The sequence below is a fragment of the Pseudomonas sp. NPDC087358 genome, assembly GCF_044900785.1.
Lineage (GTDB): Bacteria > Pseudomonadota > Gammaproteobacteria > Pseudomonadales > Pseudomonadaceae > Aquipseudomonas.
In genome coordinates this window covers 405,666-421,164 of the sequence record NZ_JBJDOA010000006.1, presented here as the reverse complement: position 1 = coordinate 421,164, position 15,499 = coordinate 405,666, and the positions used below count along the sequence as shown (strand labels likewise).

The window sequence follows — 15,499 nt, the reverse complement described above, 5'->3', positions numbered from 1 at the left end:
CACGATGAAAACGGACAATCAACTCGACGCTGCTCAGGTGCCAGGCACTCCGGTCGTCGAGATATGGGACGGCAGAAACCGCTTGGGGTTTGCCGACGTGACGGGAAACTCCTGGACATTCACCACCTCTGAGCCGCTGTCGCCTGGCACTTATGCGTTGACTGCCGCTTCAGGCGCGGAATTCTCCACGGCCTGGAATATCACGGTTGCCGAACAGCAGCTAGACCTCAAGCATCCCACTGTCGCGGAGGCCCCACCGGCGGACGGTAATAACCAGAGCATGAATTACTATCTGGTCAATCGCGACGTCCATGTTGTTGTTCCGAATTACAACATGAAGAAAGACGACACCGTGAAGGTCCACTGGAAAGGGCGAGACTTCAAATTCAGTACAGAGATCCAGACCGTTGTCTCACCGCCCACGCTCGAGCCCTTTGTCATTTCCAAGTATGAAGTGATTGATGTCATTCGTACCCATGCGACCATCTGGTACACGGTCAAACGCCCACCCGGAAATGTCACGCAAACCTCGGAAGAACTCACACTGAGCGTTGTTGGAAACGATTTCTTCATAGACGCTCCGACAATCAACCGCGGGGCCAACAACCTCAGAGTGAACCGGCAGGATGAATTCAATGCCGAGACCACGGCGAAGGTCAGATGTATCGGCCTGACCGAGTGGTCACCGGAGTCACAGCCATTTGGCGCGGCCGACTACCTTAACTTCCCGATCGATCCACAGTGGCTTGCGCAGAACCGCGGCAGAGACGTTTTATTCAACTGGAGTCTCAGACTGACTCCCGGCAAGGACTATCGTTTCTCCCAGCTGCTTCGTTACAGACTGCCGTGAGCGTTGGCTGCAAAAGCCCAAGGATCAATGCACAAAGCAAAAGGCAAGAAACCCGGCCTGGGCCGGGTTTCTGTGCAACCGTTCACTGCATCCAGGGCGGAGGCGGTTCCTCGGTCTTGTTCGGCGGAGCGTCATCTGCAGTCTTCGCCGCCTGGCGCCGCGCTTCGTCCCGCTGCGCGGCCTCGATCTCGCGCAACACGCTGTTCACGTCCGCGACATCGTCAGGGTCCGCGAACTCGCCCGTCAGCACAGTCGCTGGCGAGAGCGTGCCGGCCTCGAAATAGGACCACATCTCCCGCGCGAAGCGCGTCTGCTTCAACTCCGGCGCAAAGCGGCCGAAGTAGGACGCCATGTTGCCGACATCCCGTTCAAGCATGCTGAACGCGTGGTTGTTGCCCGCCGCATCCACCGCCTGGGGCAGGTCGATGATCACCGGGCCATCCGGCGACAGCAGCACGTTGAACTCGGAAAGGTCACCGTGCACCAGACCGGTACACAACATCAGCACGATCTGCTGAATCAGGAACGCGTGATATTCGCGGGCCTGATCGGGGTCCAGCGACACGTCGTTCAGACGCGGTGCTGCATCGCCGTATTCATCGCAGACCATCTCCATCAGCAGCACGCCTTCGAGGAAGTCGAACGGCTTGGGGACCCTGACACCCGCACTGGCCAAGCGGAACAAGGCAGCCACTTCGGCGTTCTGCCAGGCGTCTTCGGTTTCCTTGCGGCCGAATTTGGAACCCTTGGCCATGGCGCGAGCCTGACGACTGTTGCGGACCTTACGCCCCTCCTGATACTCCGCTGCCTGACGGAAACTGCGTTTGTTTGCCTCCTTGTAAACCTTCGCGCACCGCAGCTCTTGGCCACAGCGCACCACATAAACAGCTGCCTCTTTGCCACTCATGAGCGGGCGCAGCACCTCGTCTACCAGACCGTCTTCGATCAGGGGTTCAATGCGTTTTGGAGTCTTCATCAGCTTTTATTGTGGGTCCTTCGTGGCCGAACACGCGATTGTTGCTCGTTATACGGCAATCCACCGCCAGCGAGTAGAGGGGATATGGATTCAGTTGCAGGTCATACGTTCCCCGCGTTGACCCAAGCATCTTTCATGCCGGGCCGCAGCATAGTTCAATCCCAATGATCAGGGCCACATCAGCTGTTAGCGGATATATCGACCCATGGCGCCCAACTCGGGAATGGCTTGCTGTGTCACGACGCAAAAAAGGGCCTCGCAGGGCCCTTTTTCATTACCGCAAATGATCCCTCCTGATTACCAGCTGTAGCGCAGGCCGACGTTCATGCCCCAGGGTTGTTCAATGTTCTGCCCGTTGCTGTATTCGACATCGGCGTGCAACTGAAGCACGTCGGTCAACTGTGCGGCGATACCGGCGCCCAGTTCGCCGCGACTGCCCGACAGATCGTTGCTGAAGGTGTTGTCGTTGACCTTGACCCGATTGCTTTTGGCGAATTCATGAGCCATCGCAACCTTCACGTAGGGTTGGACGTAGCCGCCTTTGTCCAGCGGGAAGTTACGACCGACGGTAGTACCGACTTTGCCAAGAAACGAGTCGGCTTTATTGCTGCTCGCTTGCATGCCGTTGTCCAGCGAGTAGCTTTCTCCTTGCACCCAGAGGGAAGAAACCTGCCCGAAGGGTTCCACGAACCAGTCGTCCTGGAGCTTGATGTGTTTGCCCGCCTCGACCGAGGCCCCAATACCATTGGTGTTGTAGTTGCCATCGGTCTTGGTGCCATCGCTCATGCGCACGTCGGAAGCGTTCTTGAAACGGTTGGCCTTGAGCACCGCATCCACGTAGTAGCCAGTGTCGGACAACCAAGTGGTGTAAGCGCCGAGGTAGTAACTGTCCACATGCCCCGACGTGCCGGCGGCGATGTCCAGGTCAGAACGGCTATAACCGGCCAGCACGCCCACCAGCCACTGCCCGTCGGCAACCGGTAGCGGCGCGTCGGCACCGAAGGAAATACCGCGCTGATTCTGCTGATACGCCGTGCCACCGGCGGCGGACATGTTGTATTTGTTGCCATAGGCGCGGGTCCACGCACCGCCCTGGGCTTCGCCATAGCGCAGCTCGCCCATACGACTGCGCAAGGTGCTGAGCTCGCCGTACCAGACTGTGGGTGCCGCACTGAACAGGCCGATCACCGACTCGGTACCCGGGGTCACGATCGGGTTGCCTTCGTCGTCGAATTTTTGCACCAGATACCAGTCGGTCCCCTCACGCTGCTCAAGCTCGTAAGCGAACGTACCGAAGTCGACCTGGCCTCCTGCCAGACTGAAGCCGGCGCTGCTGCCGGTGCCGGTATGCACGACCTGTTGGTCAGGGCCGCCCTTGACCGGATCGATACCCGTGTTCTTGACCTGTAACTCGTAATTGCCGCTTGCCTGGCCTGAAACGCTCAGCAGATCCCCCTCCCGACCGCCCAGATTGGTGTCCATGATGAATCGCCCATTGCCGGACAGGGTATCGAGGTTGAGCGTCTGGAACGTGCCATCGCCGGCGCCAAGCTTGACCGTACCGGCGTTCATGTTCAGGTTGCTGACACCCTGGCCATCGGGGGTAATCCAGGTGGAGTTGTCCAGATTCAGGTGGATGACGTTGGCGAGGCTGCCGCTGAGCTGCGAGGCACCGGAAACGTTGAAGTTCTGCACATCGCTGACAGCGGCGCTGATATTGGAACCCGTTGCAACGTTGAACGTACCGACGCGGCTGATGGCGCCCGCTGCGGTCGAGTTCCCGCTTACGGTGAGATTCGCTGCATCGAGAATATTGCCGGTGACGCTGGAGCCATTGGCGATGTCGAGCGTATCGACCCGGATGATGTTTCCCGAGACTGAAGAGTTTGTGTCAAGGCGCACATTGGCAACGTTGGTGATATTACCCGACACACCCGCATTGTTCTGCAGCATCAGCGCTGCTGTCGATCCGTCGCCGATGAGTACGTCGCCCGTCAGGCGGCTGTTGTCAACGGTGATATCGGCGCTGGAGTTATTGGCAACCTCGAGAATGACGCCATTACCGCCATTGAGCGTAGAGCCGTTCTGGATCCTGATGTCAGCCGAGGAAGTCAGGGAGTCGCGAAAGGAGCCAACAATGATCGCGCTGCCGTTGGTGCCCGTTACCGACGAATTGTCGACCACAATGGTGCTCAATTGGCTTGGCAGCGAAGAGTCAGGGCTCACCAGGATGCCATTCTGCTCACCCGTGATATTGCTCTGGTTTGAGATTGTGGCGTTTGCGTTGAACAGCGCGACTCCGATACCGCCGTTCAAAAACCCTGCCCCGCCCGCACTGTTTCCCTGCACGGTCGTCCCGGAAAGACTTACATCACCCGCCGCGACGCTTACCCCACGATCCTGACCAATGATTGTGCTGTCGGATACCGTGGCGACCGTGCCGCGCGTGCCCGCCAGGTTGGTATTCAAAAAGAGCCCGTAGTTCCCTGTGCTTTCTATTCGTGCTCGGTCGATAACCGCGGTGGACTGGTTGAGGGCCACGCCCACACCATTTGACTGAACCAGCGAGTTGGCATTCAGATTGACGGTTGAGCCACTGGATGCACTGATGGCGGCGGTCGTCGCCCCGTTGACGGTAAGCGCAGCTCCATTAATGAGCGTCCAGGTTTCAACGGGTGCCCCAGGCTCTAATGTTTCTCTGGAGCCATTGAGTGGGCGTGCTGTCGCCTGTTGTTGAATCATAACTAACGCCAAGCCTACTGAAAGCGCCACTGTCGATCGCGGAAACTTTAAACACATAGTTGTACCTGCCCTAATCCAATAATAGAAATGGCATGCATTATCCGAGGACATCAGAAATTAATGTGTAGGATATTTCCTATTGATCTGCAAGAAATATCTGACTGTTACTCACCTAGCCGTCCATTCGCAATAAAAAAAACAGCACTTATAGCGAATCATTAAAAGTTGCACACATTAGTTAAACCGCACATGCCTCCTCACCTGCAACGGTTTTCGCTTGCCGCAATAACACGACGCGCACTAATCGCGAAAAATTCTAGCGGGTAATGTTTGATAAGCCCTATTGCTGCTAGGGTGGTACTAAGGGCACGGCACAGCCCACTGTTTCATTATAAAAAAGTGCGGAGTGGCTACGTCATCGGTCGACCTTCGTCTGAAAGCAATGCGCTTAATCAGCCGGAGTGCAACGCGCGCTGGGTAAATCTGGGGAAAACACGATTACCCTACAATTATCAACGGTAATAGGAACACCAGGACCATACGCACCGGACCGTCTATTACTGGTAAATCATGGAGAGATATATGAGCAGTCTTAAAAGTCGCGTACTTAGACGCGGCGTCTGCGGCATCGCCACGTTGGGCACACCCTCAGTGTTTGTACCACCGCCGACCATACGGGAAGCAATACCTGGCTACGATGGGCTGTTGCCCATCACCGCACTGGGTGAGGATCTGGAAATCAACGTGCCCTGGTGGAATGGGGTCGAACAACAAATGCGTCTTCAAGTGGCCTGGAAAGAGTTCCACCCAGACGACCCGAACGAACCCGAAGATCCGGATTTAGTAGGTGTGCAATACGTAGTCACGCCAGCAGAAGCCGCTGACCCCGACACGATATTCAAGCTGTTTGTGCCTAAGATATTGCTCCTCCACGGCACTTATATCCTCAGGGTCAGAGCCAGCTCGTTTCCCGGAGGCGTCAATGACTGGTCGCCCCTACGCACTGTACGCGTCGATACCGTAGCCCCCGGCGGCGGAGCATTGCCGCTGCTGATATTCCCGCCGCAAGTCGTTGCCAGCAATACGATTATGGATTCTGACATCGTCGACGGGCTCCTCCACGTTCAGTTGGCCCACTACGAAGGCATCGCACGCGGCGATAAAATTGAACTGTGGATCGAACTGACGCCCGGCGAGCCGGAAGAGCTGAGAGTTGACCCTGACCCCGAGGAGGGGTTCCTCAATCTCGCTTATACGGAATCGCACCTCGAAGAGGTGGGTAACGGGCCGAAGTCTTTCTCCTATAAAGTCACCGATAAGGCTGGAAACTTTGCTGGCTCCACTACCTACATCCTTAATGTCCAGCTGCACACCACGCCAACCGAAATCCCGGCCCCCACGGTGCCGCAAGCTGACCCTGATTTTCTCGACGAGGCCGAAGCAAGGGCAGGGACCAGAGTCGGAATCACTGCGTATGACCTGGCCCAGGTTGGCGACGAGATCGTGGTGCACTGGGGAAGCCAGACATCCGAGAGGCATAAACTCGAAGAAGACGATCTGGGTGAGGACCCTTTCATCACTGTAGAGCTCGATTACTCGCTGGTGGTCCAGGAAACCTCTAAAGGCAAAGTCCAGGTCACTTTCGAAGTGTTTCGAAATGGCACTTCCCTTGGCATATCCGAGGTCAACGAGGTCACCGTTGACCTCACGATTCCCGGCGGCCCCGACCCAGACCCGGAAACACCCATCAACGAAAACCTGCTGCCCTTGATTGCTCGCAGTGCAGGCGCCGGCGACCCCCCTGCGCCCGGCGAAGACAATGTCATTCCACCTGAAGACTATGAGGAGGACGCTCGCGTCATTATTTCCTGGCTGGACGTCGATGGCGAAGATATCTACGAGCTCGACGATGAGATCGTAGTGACCTGGGGTGCACAGACCATGTTGCCCATCAGCCATAAAATTACCCAGCAGGATCTGACCGCTGCCAAGGATCTGGTCCTGACAGTCCCGACAGCCACCGTGCAGGCGGAAGGCTCTGGCACCGAAATCAAGGTGACGTACGTCATCAAACGCTTGACCGATACACGACCCCCCGTTGCGAACACCGCGTTCGCGCCGCCCACTGAGGTGAGCGTGACCGGCCCGGACGAGTTGCCCGGTAGCGGAGTCATCGACCCGCCGGTATTCACGGTCCTGAATGGAAACGGCGCAATTGGTCAAGCTGAGCTGATAGGTCCTGAAGGAGGCCGCTACAACCCGGTAAAGACGAAGGTCATGTACGACAATGTCAGCCCTGGCGATACCGTGCAGCTGTTCTTCAGTGGTTACGACGACCTTGTCGCAGGGACGCTGATTCCAGAGGCTGCGTACGAACCTACACACGTGTTGCAGGCTGCAGACTTCACCACCGAGGAGGGATACACCTTCCAGGTCCCGGCGCGGTATCACATTGCAATCTGCAGTCGCGGGCGTGTGGAAGCGTACGTGGTCTTTACCAACGGCAAAGGCCCGGCACAATCGACGGTCGCGGGCGCGTACTGCGACGTCAAGTTTCCATCCCAGCCCGACTGTTCAAACATTCCGTCATAGGAAACGACTGTTGGCGGCGTAACGAATGGGCTGCAGCCATCGCGGCCCATTCAAACACCCGCTCTATGTCTGCAGCGTTTATTTATAAGGACATAAGGAATAAGGAGTATTCCGTGAACGACCCGGTTATTACACGTTTCGCGTTACCGGCTCCCAAAATCCCCTCTACAGAGGCTAACGGGGGCTTGAACTGGACCGACCTGTACGACGATCCCGAGGCCTCGATCGTTGTACAAGTGCTCCTTCCCCCTGGGGATGAAATAGGACTGAACGACCGTATCGACCTCTATTGGGAGAATAAACCCCTTCTCTCGACCATCGTCGATGATACGGCCCTGGCGACCCGGTTTGTCACCTTCATGGTCAAGGCAGTCGAGATCATCGACTTTGCCGACGGTGAGCAGGTGGTCAACTATGAGGTCACCTCAGCCATCGGCGGCGCCACGGAGCAATCGCCGGACCTGAAGGTTCGGGTGAAAACCTCTCGACCTGGCGGCGTCGACCCAGACTCGGGCACCCCATACATCAACGAGAATTTGCCTCTGCTTCAAGGTATTCCTGAAATCATCGATGACCAGACCCAAAGCCTGACGGTCACGGTCCCTGTCTATGAAAATATGGACGCTGACGACACCGTAACCCTGGCATGGGGCGGGCAGCGTTTGAGGCCCTCTGCGGCCGTGGAGCCGAACAAGGCCGTGACCTTCATCGTGACACGCAAGGAACTCGAAGACAGCGCGGGCGAGGTGATCGTGCGCTATCAGATCCGCGACCGGGTCAACAATTGGTCGAAGTTCTCTCTGCAAACAGACACAGACGTCGAAGTGGGCGACAGCTTCCTGCAGGCTCCCCGGGCCAGCGGGAGAGGCGTGGTCGATGGCCAGGTTGTCCTGGAGCTACTGGGCGACAGCGACCTGCAGGTGATGATCCCTGCGTATCAGTTCGATAACAACACATCTGCCTATGTACTGGTCACTCCACTGTCCGATGCCCCACGGCTCTTCATGGAGATCGGCGATAAAGTGCAGCTGATCTGGAGTGGATTTACTGCCGAGGGCACAGCCCTGCCCCCTTTGGAGTTCAACCATGAGGTGGTTAAGGGAGATATCGGCTGGACGCTCAGCTTTGACATCCCCAATCCGCAGGTCAAGCTGATCGCTTCCGGCTACGCGACCATACGTTACTCGGTCACGTCAGTGGGTGGGACGGTCCGGTACTCTCGGCGGGCCAACGTTCCGGTGATTGGTGAGGTGCAACGTCTGCCTGCTCCGGTCGTACTGGAGGTCACGGGCACGGTGCTGGATCCGGAAACCCTGCCTGGCACTGGCGCAACCTTGCGCATCGCGGCAAGTGAATTGATCGCGGCCGGGGACAGGATTCTATTGACGTGGAACGGCACGACGGCACAAGACGCTCCGCTGGTCGAGACGTTTGACATTCTCGTCACCGGCAACAACGCCGGCGTACCGATTGACCGGGTTATCGGCAGGGCCTTCATCGACCCTTTGGTCAATGGCCGAGTGGAGATCAGCTACACACTGACCAAAAGCGACCGCCCGGTATCTCAATCGCCTATCACCAGGCTGCAGGTCAGAAGTGCCAGCAGTCAACTTCCGAGGCCCGTGGTGGATTATGCCGAGGGAAATCTCCTGGATCCTGACAAAGTGCCTGTTAACGGCACGATGATGCGGGTCAACTACACACCGATGCTGCCCGACGAGTTGGTAACGGTGCATTGGGCTGGCGTGCCACCCTATACCGACAGCCTCACCATTCCCGCTAACTGGAATGGCAGGGAAATTCCTTTTCAGCTGGCCAAGAGTCATGTCGAGGCCAACCTCGGTAAAACCGTGCAGGTGTATTACACGGTGGAGCTGGACGGCAGTACGCGAACCTCTGCCAGTCTGGAATTGAATATCAGGCCCGCAGGCCCTAGCGAACTGGTTGATGACTTCACCGAGCATAACGCCTACCTGATCGGCTCTGGTCAATCGATCAACACGCAGTACACCCGCATCCAGTTCGTTTCAGGCGCAGGGCAAGTCGGATTTCCTCAGATCGATGAACTGACTCCCGAAGTTGACCAGGAGATGTTCGCCCTCCCGGTATTGCATGTCAGCCGAGCAGATATCGGTGATCAGACGATCTTGATCGAGCTCGATACCGAGTGCCTTTCACTCACTTTCAACGTGCACGGTGTAATAGCCAACGCTGTGACGGTTCGTTATCTGGACGTAAACAGAGGCGAGCTGGAGGTTCGACAGCTGCCAGCGGTATTGAATCAGCAAGTTCGCTACGCGAGTACAGGCAGTCGCATCAAATATCTAGAGATTACCAACCGCAGCGACTGGACGCTGTGGGACCGGTTCGTGCTTGAAGTCTGACCCCCGGCTTCATTCACAAACTCAATACAGGGAAGATCAACATGACCCAGATAACTGCAGAGCAAAAAGAACAAATAGCCGACGCCCTCGCTAAAGCCGGTGCAGGCGGGGTGTTCATACAAAACGACGAATTCCCCGCGCCGACGGTTGAAGAAGCCCCAACCGGCCAACTCGACCCGATCCAGGGTCGAGAAGGGGTAAAAGTGATTGTGAAGTACGACTCAATGTCAGCGGGTGACTTGATCGGGTTGCGGTTCGACAGGGACGACACGTTTGAACAGCAGTGGGGCGTTTCTTCACCCCTGATCTTCAACGTACCGGTAGAGCGTGTCGCGGCGGCTATAGGAAGAGATGTTCTGGTGGTTTACGCTGTGAGGCGCGCGAGTGGCATAGCGCTTTCAACCATTTTGAATCTGAAAGTGTTACCGATTCCGGCGGATCAGCTCCAGGCACCGCAGATCACACAAGCTTCGGGTGAAGACCTGGACGTGAGCGCCTTGACCGCCGATGCCGACGTGACACTCGCCCCATGGCCCCTGATTGCCGTGGGACAGATGCTGTGGCTGAAGCTGGAGGGATCCTCCAACCTCGATCTGCCCGCATGGCAGGGTTTCAAGATCACCAGCACGGGTACGCAGAGCACAAAAATCCCGTTGAGCTACCTGCAAACCCTGACCAATGGCTCACCATTGAAACTGGTGGTGGAAGTCTCGTTCGACAACGGCGTCACCCGCCAGCCGTTTCCGGTCAAGACCTACACCGTTGAACAGGCGCCTGTAGTCGTCGCGGTCGCGATCACCAGTGTGCAGGACTCCAAGGGCGAAGTCCCCAACGGAGGGACGACCACGGATACCACTGTAACGGTTGCGGGAACGGTGACCTTTGCCTAAAGGTGATGGCCAAGAGTAACGAGCTGATCAGCCTAAGTCATGGATGGGCTGACCAGCCGGCTCGCATGATCATTCAGGTTCACCCTCTGAACAACTCTCCCGGCGTAAAGCCAAACAATCCTTTGAATGCCGCAATGAACGCCGACGTTGAATCGTAGCCACAATTGAGCGCGGTACGGGTCACGCTCTCGCCCTCCTCCAATGCGTTGAGCGAGGCCAGCAGTCGCGCCCGTTGCCGCCAGCCACGAAAGCTCAGGCCGGTCTCGCGTTGAAACAGGCGCATCAGGGTTTTTTCCGACATGTTCAAGCGCTGCGCCCAATCGCTCAGGGTGATTGCCTGGGCCGGCTCTTCGACCAGTTCGTTGCACAGCGCCAACAATCGGGCGTGACGAGGCAGCGGCAACGAGAAACCGACCTCTGGCAGACTCGCCAGCTGATCGAGCAGCACCTGCACCAGGCGCGATTCGTGGCTGGATTGCTGTGGATAATCGGCAGGCAACAGGCAGAACGCCTTGATCAGTTCCCGGGCCAGCGGCGTGACTTCCAGCACTCGGCAGCGATCCGGCGCCCACAGCGAGTCCTGGGTGCGCACATACAGGCTGCGCATTTCGGCGCGGGTCGAGGTGACCACTTCATGATCCAGCCCGGCCGGAATCCACACCCCCCATTGCGGCGGCGCAAAGAAGCTGCCCTGCTCGGTATGCACCCCCAGAACCCCGCTGATCGCGTAGGAAAACTGCACCCAGTCGTGACGATGCGTTGGCGTCCAGGAGCCCGCGCTCAGACTCTCGGCCCGGGCAAAGAGAGGACGTGGCAGATCCGTCAGGGTGGGAATGACCCGCCGGGTATCCGGGCTGCGGGGGGAGATGTGTCCGTTGCTGGGCAATGGGCGGGCCTTGTCTGGTGAAGCGGCAGTGTACGGGGCTGGCTCACCCATGATCCAGAGGGCAGCCCGGTGGCGGTGAGTCTGCACGGGAAAGCGCTACATACGGAAACTTGAAGTGGCAGACCCGTCGCAATCGCGAGCAAGCTCACTCCTACAGTTTCCTGTGCACCTCCTGCAACAGTCCGGCTTGCCGGCGGTAACGCCCTCAAGATCGATACCGCCGGCAAGCTCACTCCTACAGTTTCCTGTGCACCCCTGTGGCCGTCCGGCTTGCCGGCGGTAGCGCCCTCAAGATCGATACCGCCGGCAAGCGGGGCTGCCACGGCCTGCGGCCAGAATCGACATCGGCGTGCCGTTCACCACTTGAAACCCTCAGCGCTCGATAATCGCCGTAACCCCCTGCCCGCCTGCCGCACAGATGGAAATCAATCCGCGCCCCTGCCCTGCCACGCTGAGCAGTTTCGCCAGATTGGCCACGATTCGCCCTCCCGTTGCTGCAAACGGATGGCCCGCGGCAAGCGAGCTGCCCTTGACGTTGAGCTTGCTGCGATCAATTGAGCCCAGCGGCGCATCGAGCCCCAGCCGGGATTTGCAGTACTCAGGGTCTTCCCAGGCCTTCAAGGTACACAGCACCTGCGCCGCGAATGCTTCGTGAATCTCGTAATAGTCGAAGTCCTGCAGGGTCAGACCATTGCGCGCCAGCAAGCGCGGCACGGCGTAGACCGGCGCCATCAGCAACCCTTCTTCGCCACGTACAAAGTCCACTGCGGCGGCTTCACCATCGCGCCAGTAAGCCAGCACCGGCAGACCACGTTCCCGTGCCCAGTCCTCGCTGGCCAACAGCACCAACGAAGCGCCGTCGGTGAGCGGCGTCGAGTTACCGGCGGTGAGCGTGCCCCTGGCACTGCGCTCATAGGCGGGCTTGAGCGAGGCGAGCTTCTCCAGCGTGGCATCCACGCGCAGATTATTGTCCCGGGTCAGACCCAGAAACGGCGTGAGCAAATCGTCCTGCCAGCCCTGGGCGTAAGCGGCGGCCATTTGCTGATGACTTTCCAGCGCCAGCTGATCCTGAGCATCGCGCGGGATCTGCCACGTCTGCGCCATCAATTCGCAATGCTGACCCATTGACAAGCCGGTGCGCGGCTCACCGTTGCGTGGCAACTCGGGCTTGAGATTGTGCGGGCGCAGTTGCGTCAGCGCCTTGAACTTGTCGGCGGTGGTCTTGCTGCGATTGACCTGCAACAGGATCTGGCGCAGATCCTCGTTGACACCGATAGGCGCGTCGGACGTGGTATCGACGCCGCCAGCGATGCCGCACTCGATCTGCCCCAGGGCAATTTTGTTGGCCACCAGCAGCGCGGCTTCAAGGCCGGTGCCGCAGGCTTGCTGGATGTCGTAGGCCGGCGTCTGCGGCGACAGACGCGAGCCCAGGACGCATTCACGGGTCAGGTTGAAATCCCGCGAATGCTTGAGCACCGCACCGGCCGCTACCTCCCCCATGCGCAGCCCGTGCAGATTGAAGCGCTCGATCAGGCCTTCCAGCGCGGCGGTCAGCATGTCCTGGTTGCTGGCAGTGGCGTACGCGCCGTTGGAGCGGGCGAACGGGATGCGATTACCGCCGATAATGGCCACGCGGCGTGTCTGATTCATTGAAAACTCCCTTTCTTCTTCAGGTTTGGCAAACAGCAGACCGGAACATCGGTCCTGTAGCCGTCCGGCTTGCTGGCGGTGGGGATCTGGCCAACGCCACTGCCAGCAAACCGGACTGCTACAGGTAGTTCATCGCCAGACAGCGTAGGACTTTCTGCAGCTCAGTGTGGTCCATTGCTTTGAACCTAGACTCAAGGAGAGTGTTCCATGGCATCTGATCGCTACATCGACTTCGCCAATTCCGACATCGGACGCCGCTTGGTGGGCGCTGTGGGCCTACCGGCTCCCGCACGTCTGGAACGCTGGCAGGCGGGTCGTCTGCGGCCGGTCGAAGGTGCCTTGCTGCTCGGCGGCGGCCCTCTGGCGGAGCAGGTCAGCGGCTTTGCCCCGCGCATGACCGACTTGCTGTTCAGTTTCGGTGCAGAGGTCAGCGGCGCCCATCCATGGACCTCGGAGGGCTCGAAGATCAAAGCGGTGGTGTTCGATGCCAGTACGTTGTTGCAGACCGCGCAACTGAGCCAACTGCGCACGTTCTTCCAGCCAGTGCTGCGCAGCCTTGAACACAGCGCACACATCGTGATTCTGGCCCGTGCGCCAGACACGTTGAGCGACCCGCTGGCGGCCAGTACCCAGCAGGCGCTCGAGGGTTTCAGCCGCTCGCTGGCCAAGGAGATGCGCAACGGCGGCACGGTCCAGCTGTTGCAGGTAGAAGAAGGCGCAGAGGATCAACTCGAAGGCGCTCTGCGCTTCTTTCTGTCGCCCAAGAGCGCGTTCATTTCCGGGCAGGTCATTCGTTTGAGCGCCTGCGTTGCCAAGGTCCAGGACTGGAGCCGCCCACTGGCCGGACGCAAGGCGCTGGTGACCGGCGCGGCGCGTGGCATCGGTGCAGCGATCGCCGAAACCCTGGCTCGCGACGGCGCCGAAATCGTTTTGCTGGACGTGCCGCAAGCCAGGTCCGATCTCGAAGCACTGGCCGCTCGACTGGGCGGCCAGGCGCTGGTGCTGGACATATGCGCCCCGGATGCCGCAGCGCAGCTGATCGAACATATTCCCGGCGGACTGGACATCGTGGTCCACAACGCAGGGATCACCCGCGACAAGACCTTGGCCAACATGACCGCCGACTTCTGGGATTCGGTGCTCAACGTCAATCTCAATGCACCCCAGGTCCTGACCCAGGCGCTGATCGACAGCGGCGTCCTGCACGACAACGGCAGCGTGATCCTCATGGCCTCGATCAGCGGTCTGGCTGGCAATCGCGGGCAGACCAACTACACCACCAGCAAGGCCGGGCTGATCGGGTTGGCGCGGGCCATGGCGCCGTCGCTCAAGGAACGCGGAATCAGCATCAATGCCGTCGCTCCCGGTTTCATCGAAACCAGCATGACCGCCCACATGCCCTTCGCGCTGCGTGAAGCCGGACGCCGCATGAGTTCGCTGGGCCAGGGCGGCCTGCCGCAGGATGTGGCCGAGGCGGTGGCGTGGCTGAGTCAGGCAGGTACAGGGTCCGTCAGCGGGCAGGTGCTGCGGGTCTGCGGACAAAGCGTGATCGGTGCCTGAGCGTTTCACGCCAGAGGCTCCAGAGGCACAAACGCTGGCAACCCCAGCAACCCCAAAGCGGTGACACAGGAGAAGCTCGATGAGTGCACACTGGCGTTATCTGGACTCCCCACCGGCCCTGCCGGGCCTGTTCATGCAGGCGGCGCTGCGGCGTAAAGTCAGCGGTACGCAGCTGCCTGATCAGGGTCTGCGTTGCTGGGTGTCGGTGGACCCTGACAAGGTCAACGGGTTTGCCAAGGTGTGCGGTTTTATCCCGGGCAGCTTGCTGCCGCCGACCTATCCACACGTGCTGGCATTTGCGCTACAGATGAAATTGCTGACCGACAAGGACTTTCCCTTTCCTCTGCTCGGGCTGGTGCATGTGAACAACCGGATCAGCATTCGTCGGCCGCTGGGCAATGTGATCAAGGCCCAAGTCAGTGTGCGCGTGGCCAACCTCAAGCCACATGCCAAGGGCGCGACCTTCAGCCTGATTACCCAGATCGAGGATGCCCTGGGCCTGCTCTGGGAGGAAGACAGCACCATGCTGTGCCGAGGCGTAGAGATCCAGGGGGAGACCGAAGGCGCCTATGAACCGGCGCCGATGGCGATGACCGAACTGGCGACCTGGTATGCGCCGTCCGACATCGGGCGCCAATACGCCCGGGTCAGCGGCGACTACAACCCGATTCACTTGAGCGACGCCAGCGCCAAACTGTTCGGATTCCCCAAGGCCATCGCCCACGGCCTGTGGATAAAAAGCCGCACCCTCGCCGCGCTGGAAGACCATTTGCCCGCCTCGAATGTGGACATCTCGGTGGAATTCCACAAACCCGTGCGCCTGCCCAGCGAACTGACACTGTCCGCCAGCGCTGCAGGCTCACATGGACAACTCAAGGTCCAGGGCAAGGAAGGGATCGTGCACATGATCGGGAGTTGGCAGCCGGCTGCTGAGTAGCAAGGCAGCCCCTTACATACGCAACTTGACCC

10 protein-coding genes are annotated in these 15,499 nt (G+C 59.1%); 6 read left to right on the top strand and 4 right to left on the bottom strand.

Annotated elements, in window-relative coordinates; all coding sequences use genetic code 11:
- Window positions 1-4 precede the first annotated feature (4 nt).
- Entirely contained in the window at window positions 5-850 is an 846-nt protein-coding gene (locus ACI2KS_RS17065) for a hypothetical protein (RefSeq protein WP_404622159.1), read from the top strand.
- Window positions 851-932: 82 nt separating this feature from the next.
- Here ACI2KS_RS17065 and ACI2KS_RS17060 read toward each other — a convergent pair whose 3' ends face one another.
- Complete coding sequence (locus ACI2KS_RS17060) at window positions 933-1,826, bottom strand: PA4780 family RIO1-like protein kinase (RefSeq protein WP_404622158.1); 894 nt, start codon at window positions 1,824-1,826, stop codon at window positions 933-935.
- 297 nt (window positions 1,827-2,123) lie between these two features.
- Window positions 2,124-4,679 (bottom strand): autotransporter outer membrane beta-barrel domain-containing protein, encoded by a 2,556-nt coding sequence (locus ACI2KS_RS17055; RefSeq protein ID WP_404622157.1) that lies wholly within the window; start codon window positions 4,677-4,679, stop codon window positions 2,124-2,126.
- A 471-nt stretch (window positions 4,680-5,150) separates the two neighbouring features.
- On the opposite strand from ACI2KS_RS17055, the gene ACI2KS_RS17050 reads away from it, so the two are divergent.
- From ACI2KS_RS17050 to ACI2KS_RS17040, 3 genes are all read left to right on the top strand, one after another.
- A complete protein-coding gene (locus ACI2KS_RS17050) occupies window positions 5,151-7,160 on the top strand; it encodes a hypothetical protein (protein ID WP_404622156.1) in 2,010 nt (669 codons plus the stop codon).
- A gap of 113 nt (window positions 7,161-7,273) precedes the next feature.
- Window positions 7,274-9,544, top strand: coding sequence for a hypothetical protein (locus tag ACI2KS_RS17045; protein WP_404622155.1), 2,271 nt, complete (start codon window positions 7,274-7,276; stop codon window positions 9,542-9,544).
- Window positions 9,545-9,585: 41 nt separating this feature from the next.
- Window positions 9,586-10,434 carry a hypothetical protein gene (locus tag ACI2KS_RS17040; protein WP_404622154.1) on the top strand — a complete coding sequence of 283 codons (849 nt, stop codon included), beginning with the start codon at window positions 9,586-9,588 and terminating at the stop codon, window positions 10,432-10,434.
- 79 nt (window positions 10,435-10,513) lie between these two features.
- Here ACI2KS_RS17040 and ACI2KS_RS17035 read toward each other — a convergent pair whose 3' ends face one another.
- Together ACI2KS_RS17035 and ACI2KS_RS17030 are read right to left on the bottom strand one after the other, a co-directional pair.
- Window positions 10,514-11,320 (bottom strand): AraC family transcriptional regulator, encoded by an 807-nt coding sequence (locus ACI2KS_RS17035; RefSeq protein ID WP_404622153.1) that lies wholly within the window; start codon window positions 11,318-11,320, stop codon window positions 10,514-10,516.
- A 372-nt stretch (window positions 11,321-11,692) separates the two neighbouring features.
- Window positions 11,693-12,970, bottom strand: a complete 1,278-nt coding sequence (locus ACI2KS_RS17030) for an acetyl-CoA C-acetyltransferase (protein WP_404622152.1) — start codon at window positions 12,968-12,970, stop codon at window positions 11,693-11,695.
- Window positions 12,971-13,177: 207 nt separating this feature from the next.
- On the opposite strand from ACI2KS_RS17030, the gene ACI2KS_RS17025 reads away from it, so the two are divergent.
- Window positions 13,178-14,530, top strand: a complete 1,353-nt coding sequence (locus ACI2KS_RS17025; RefSeq protein ID WP_404622151.1) for a 3-oxoacyl-ACP reductase — start codon at window positions 13,178-13,180, stop codon at window positions 14,528-14,530.
- Between the two features lie 79 nt (window positions 14,531-14,609).
- Window positions 14,610-15,467 (top strand): MaoC family dehydratase, encoded by an 858-nt coding sequence (locus tag ACI2KS_RS17020; RefSeq protein WP_404622150.1) that lies wholly within the window; start codon window positions 14,610-14,612, stop codon window positions 15,465-15,467.
- Window positions 15,468-15,499 lie beyond the last annotated feature (32 nt).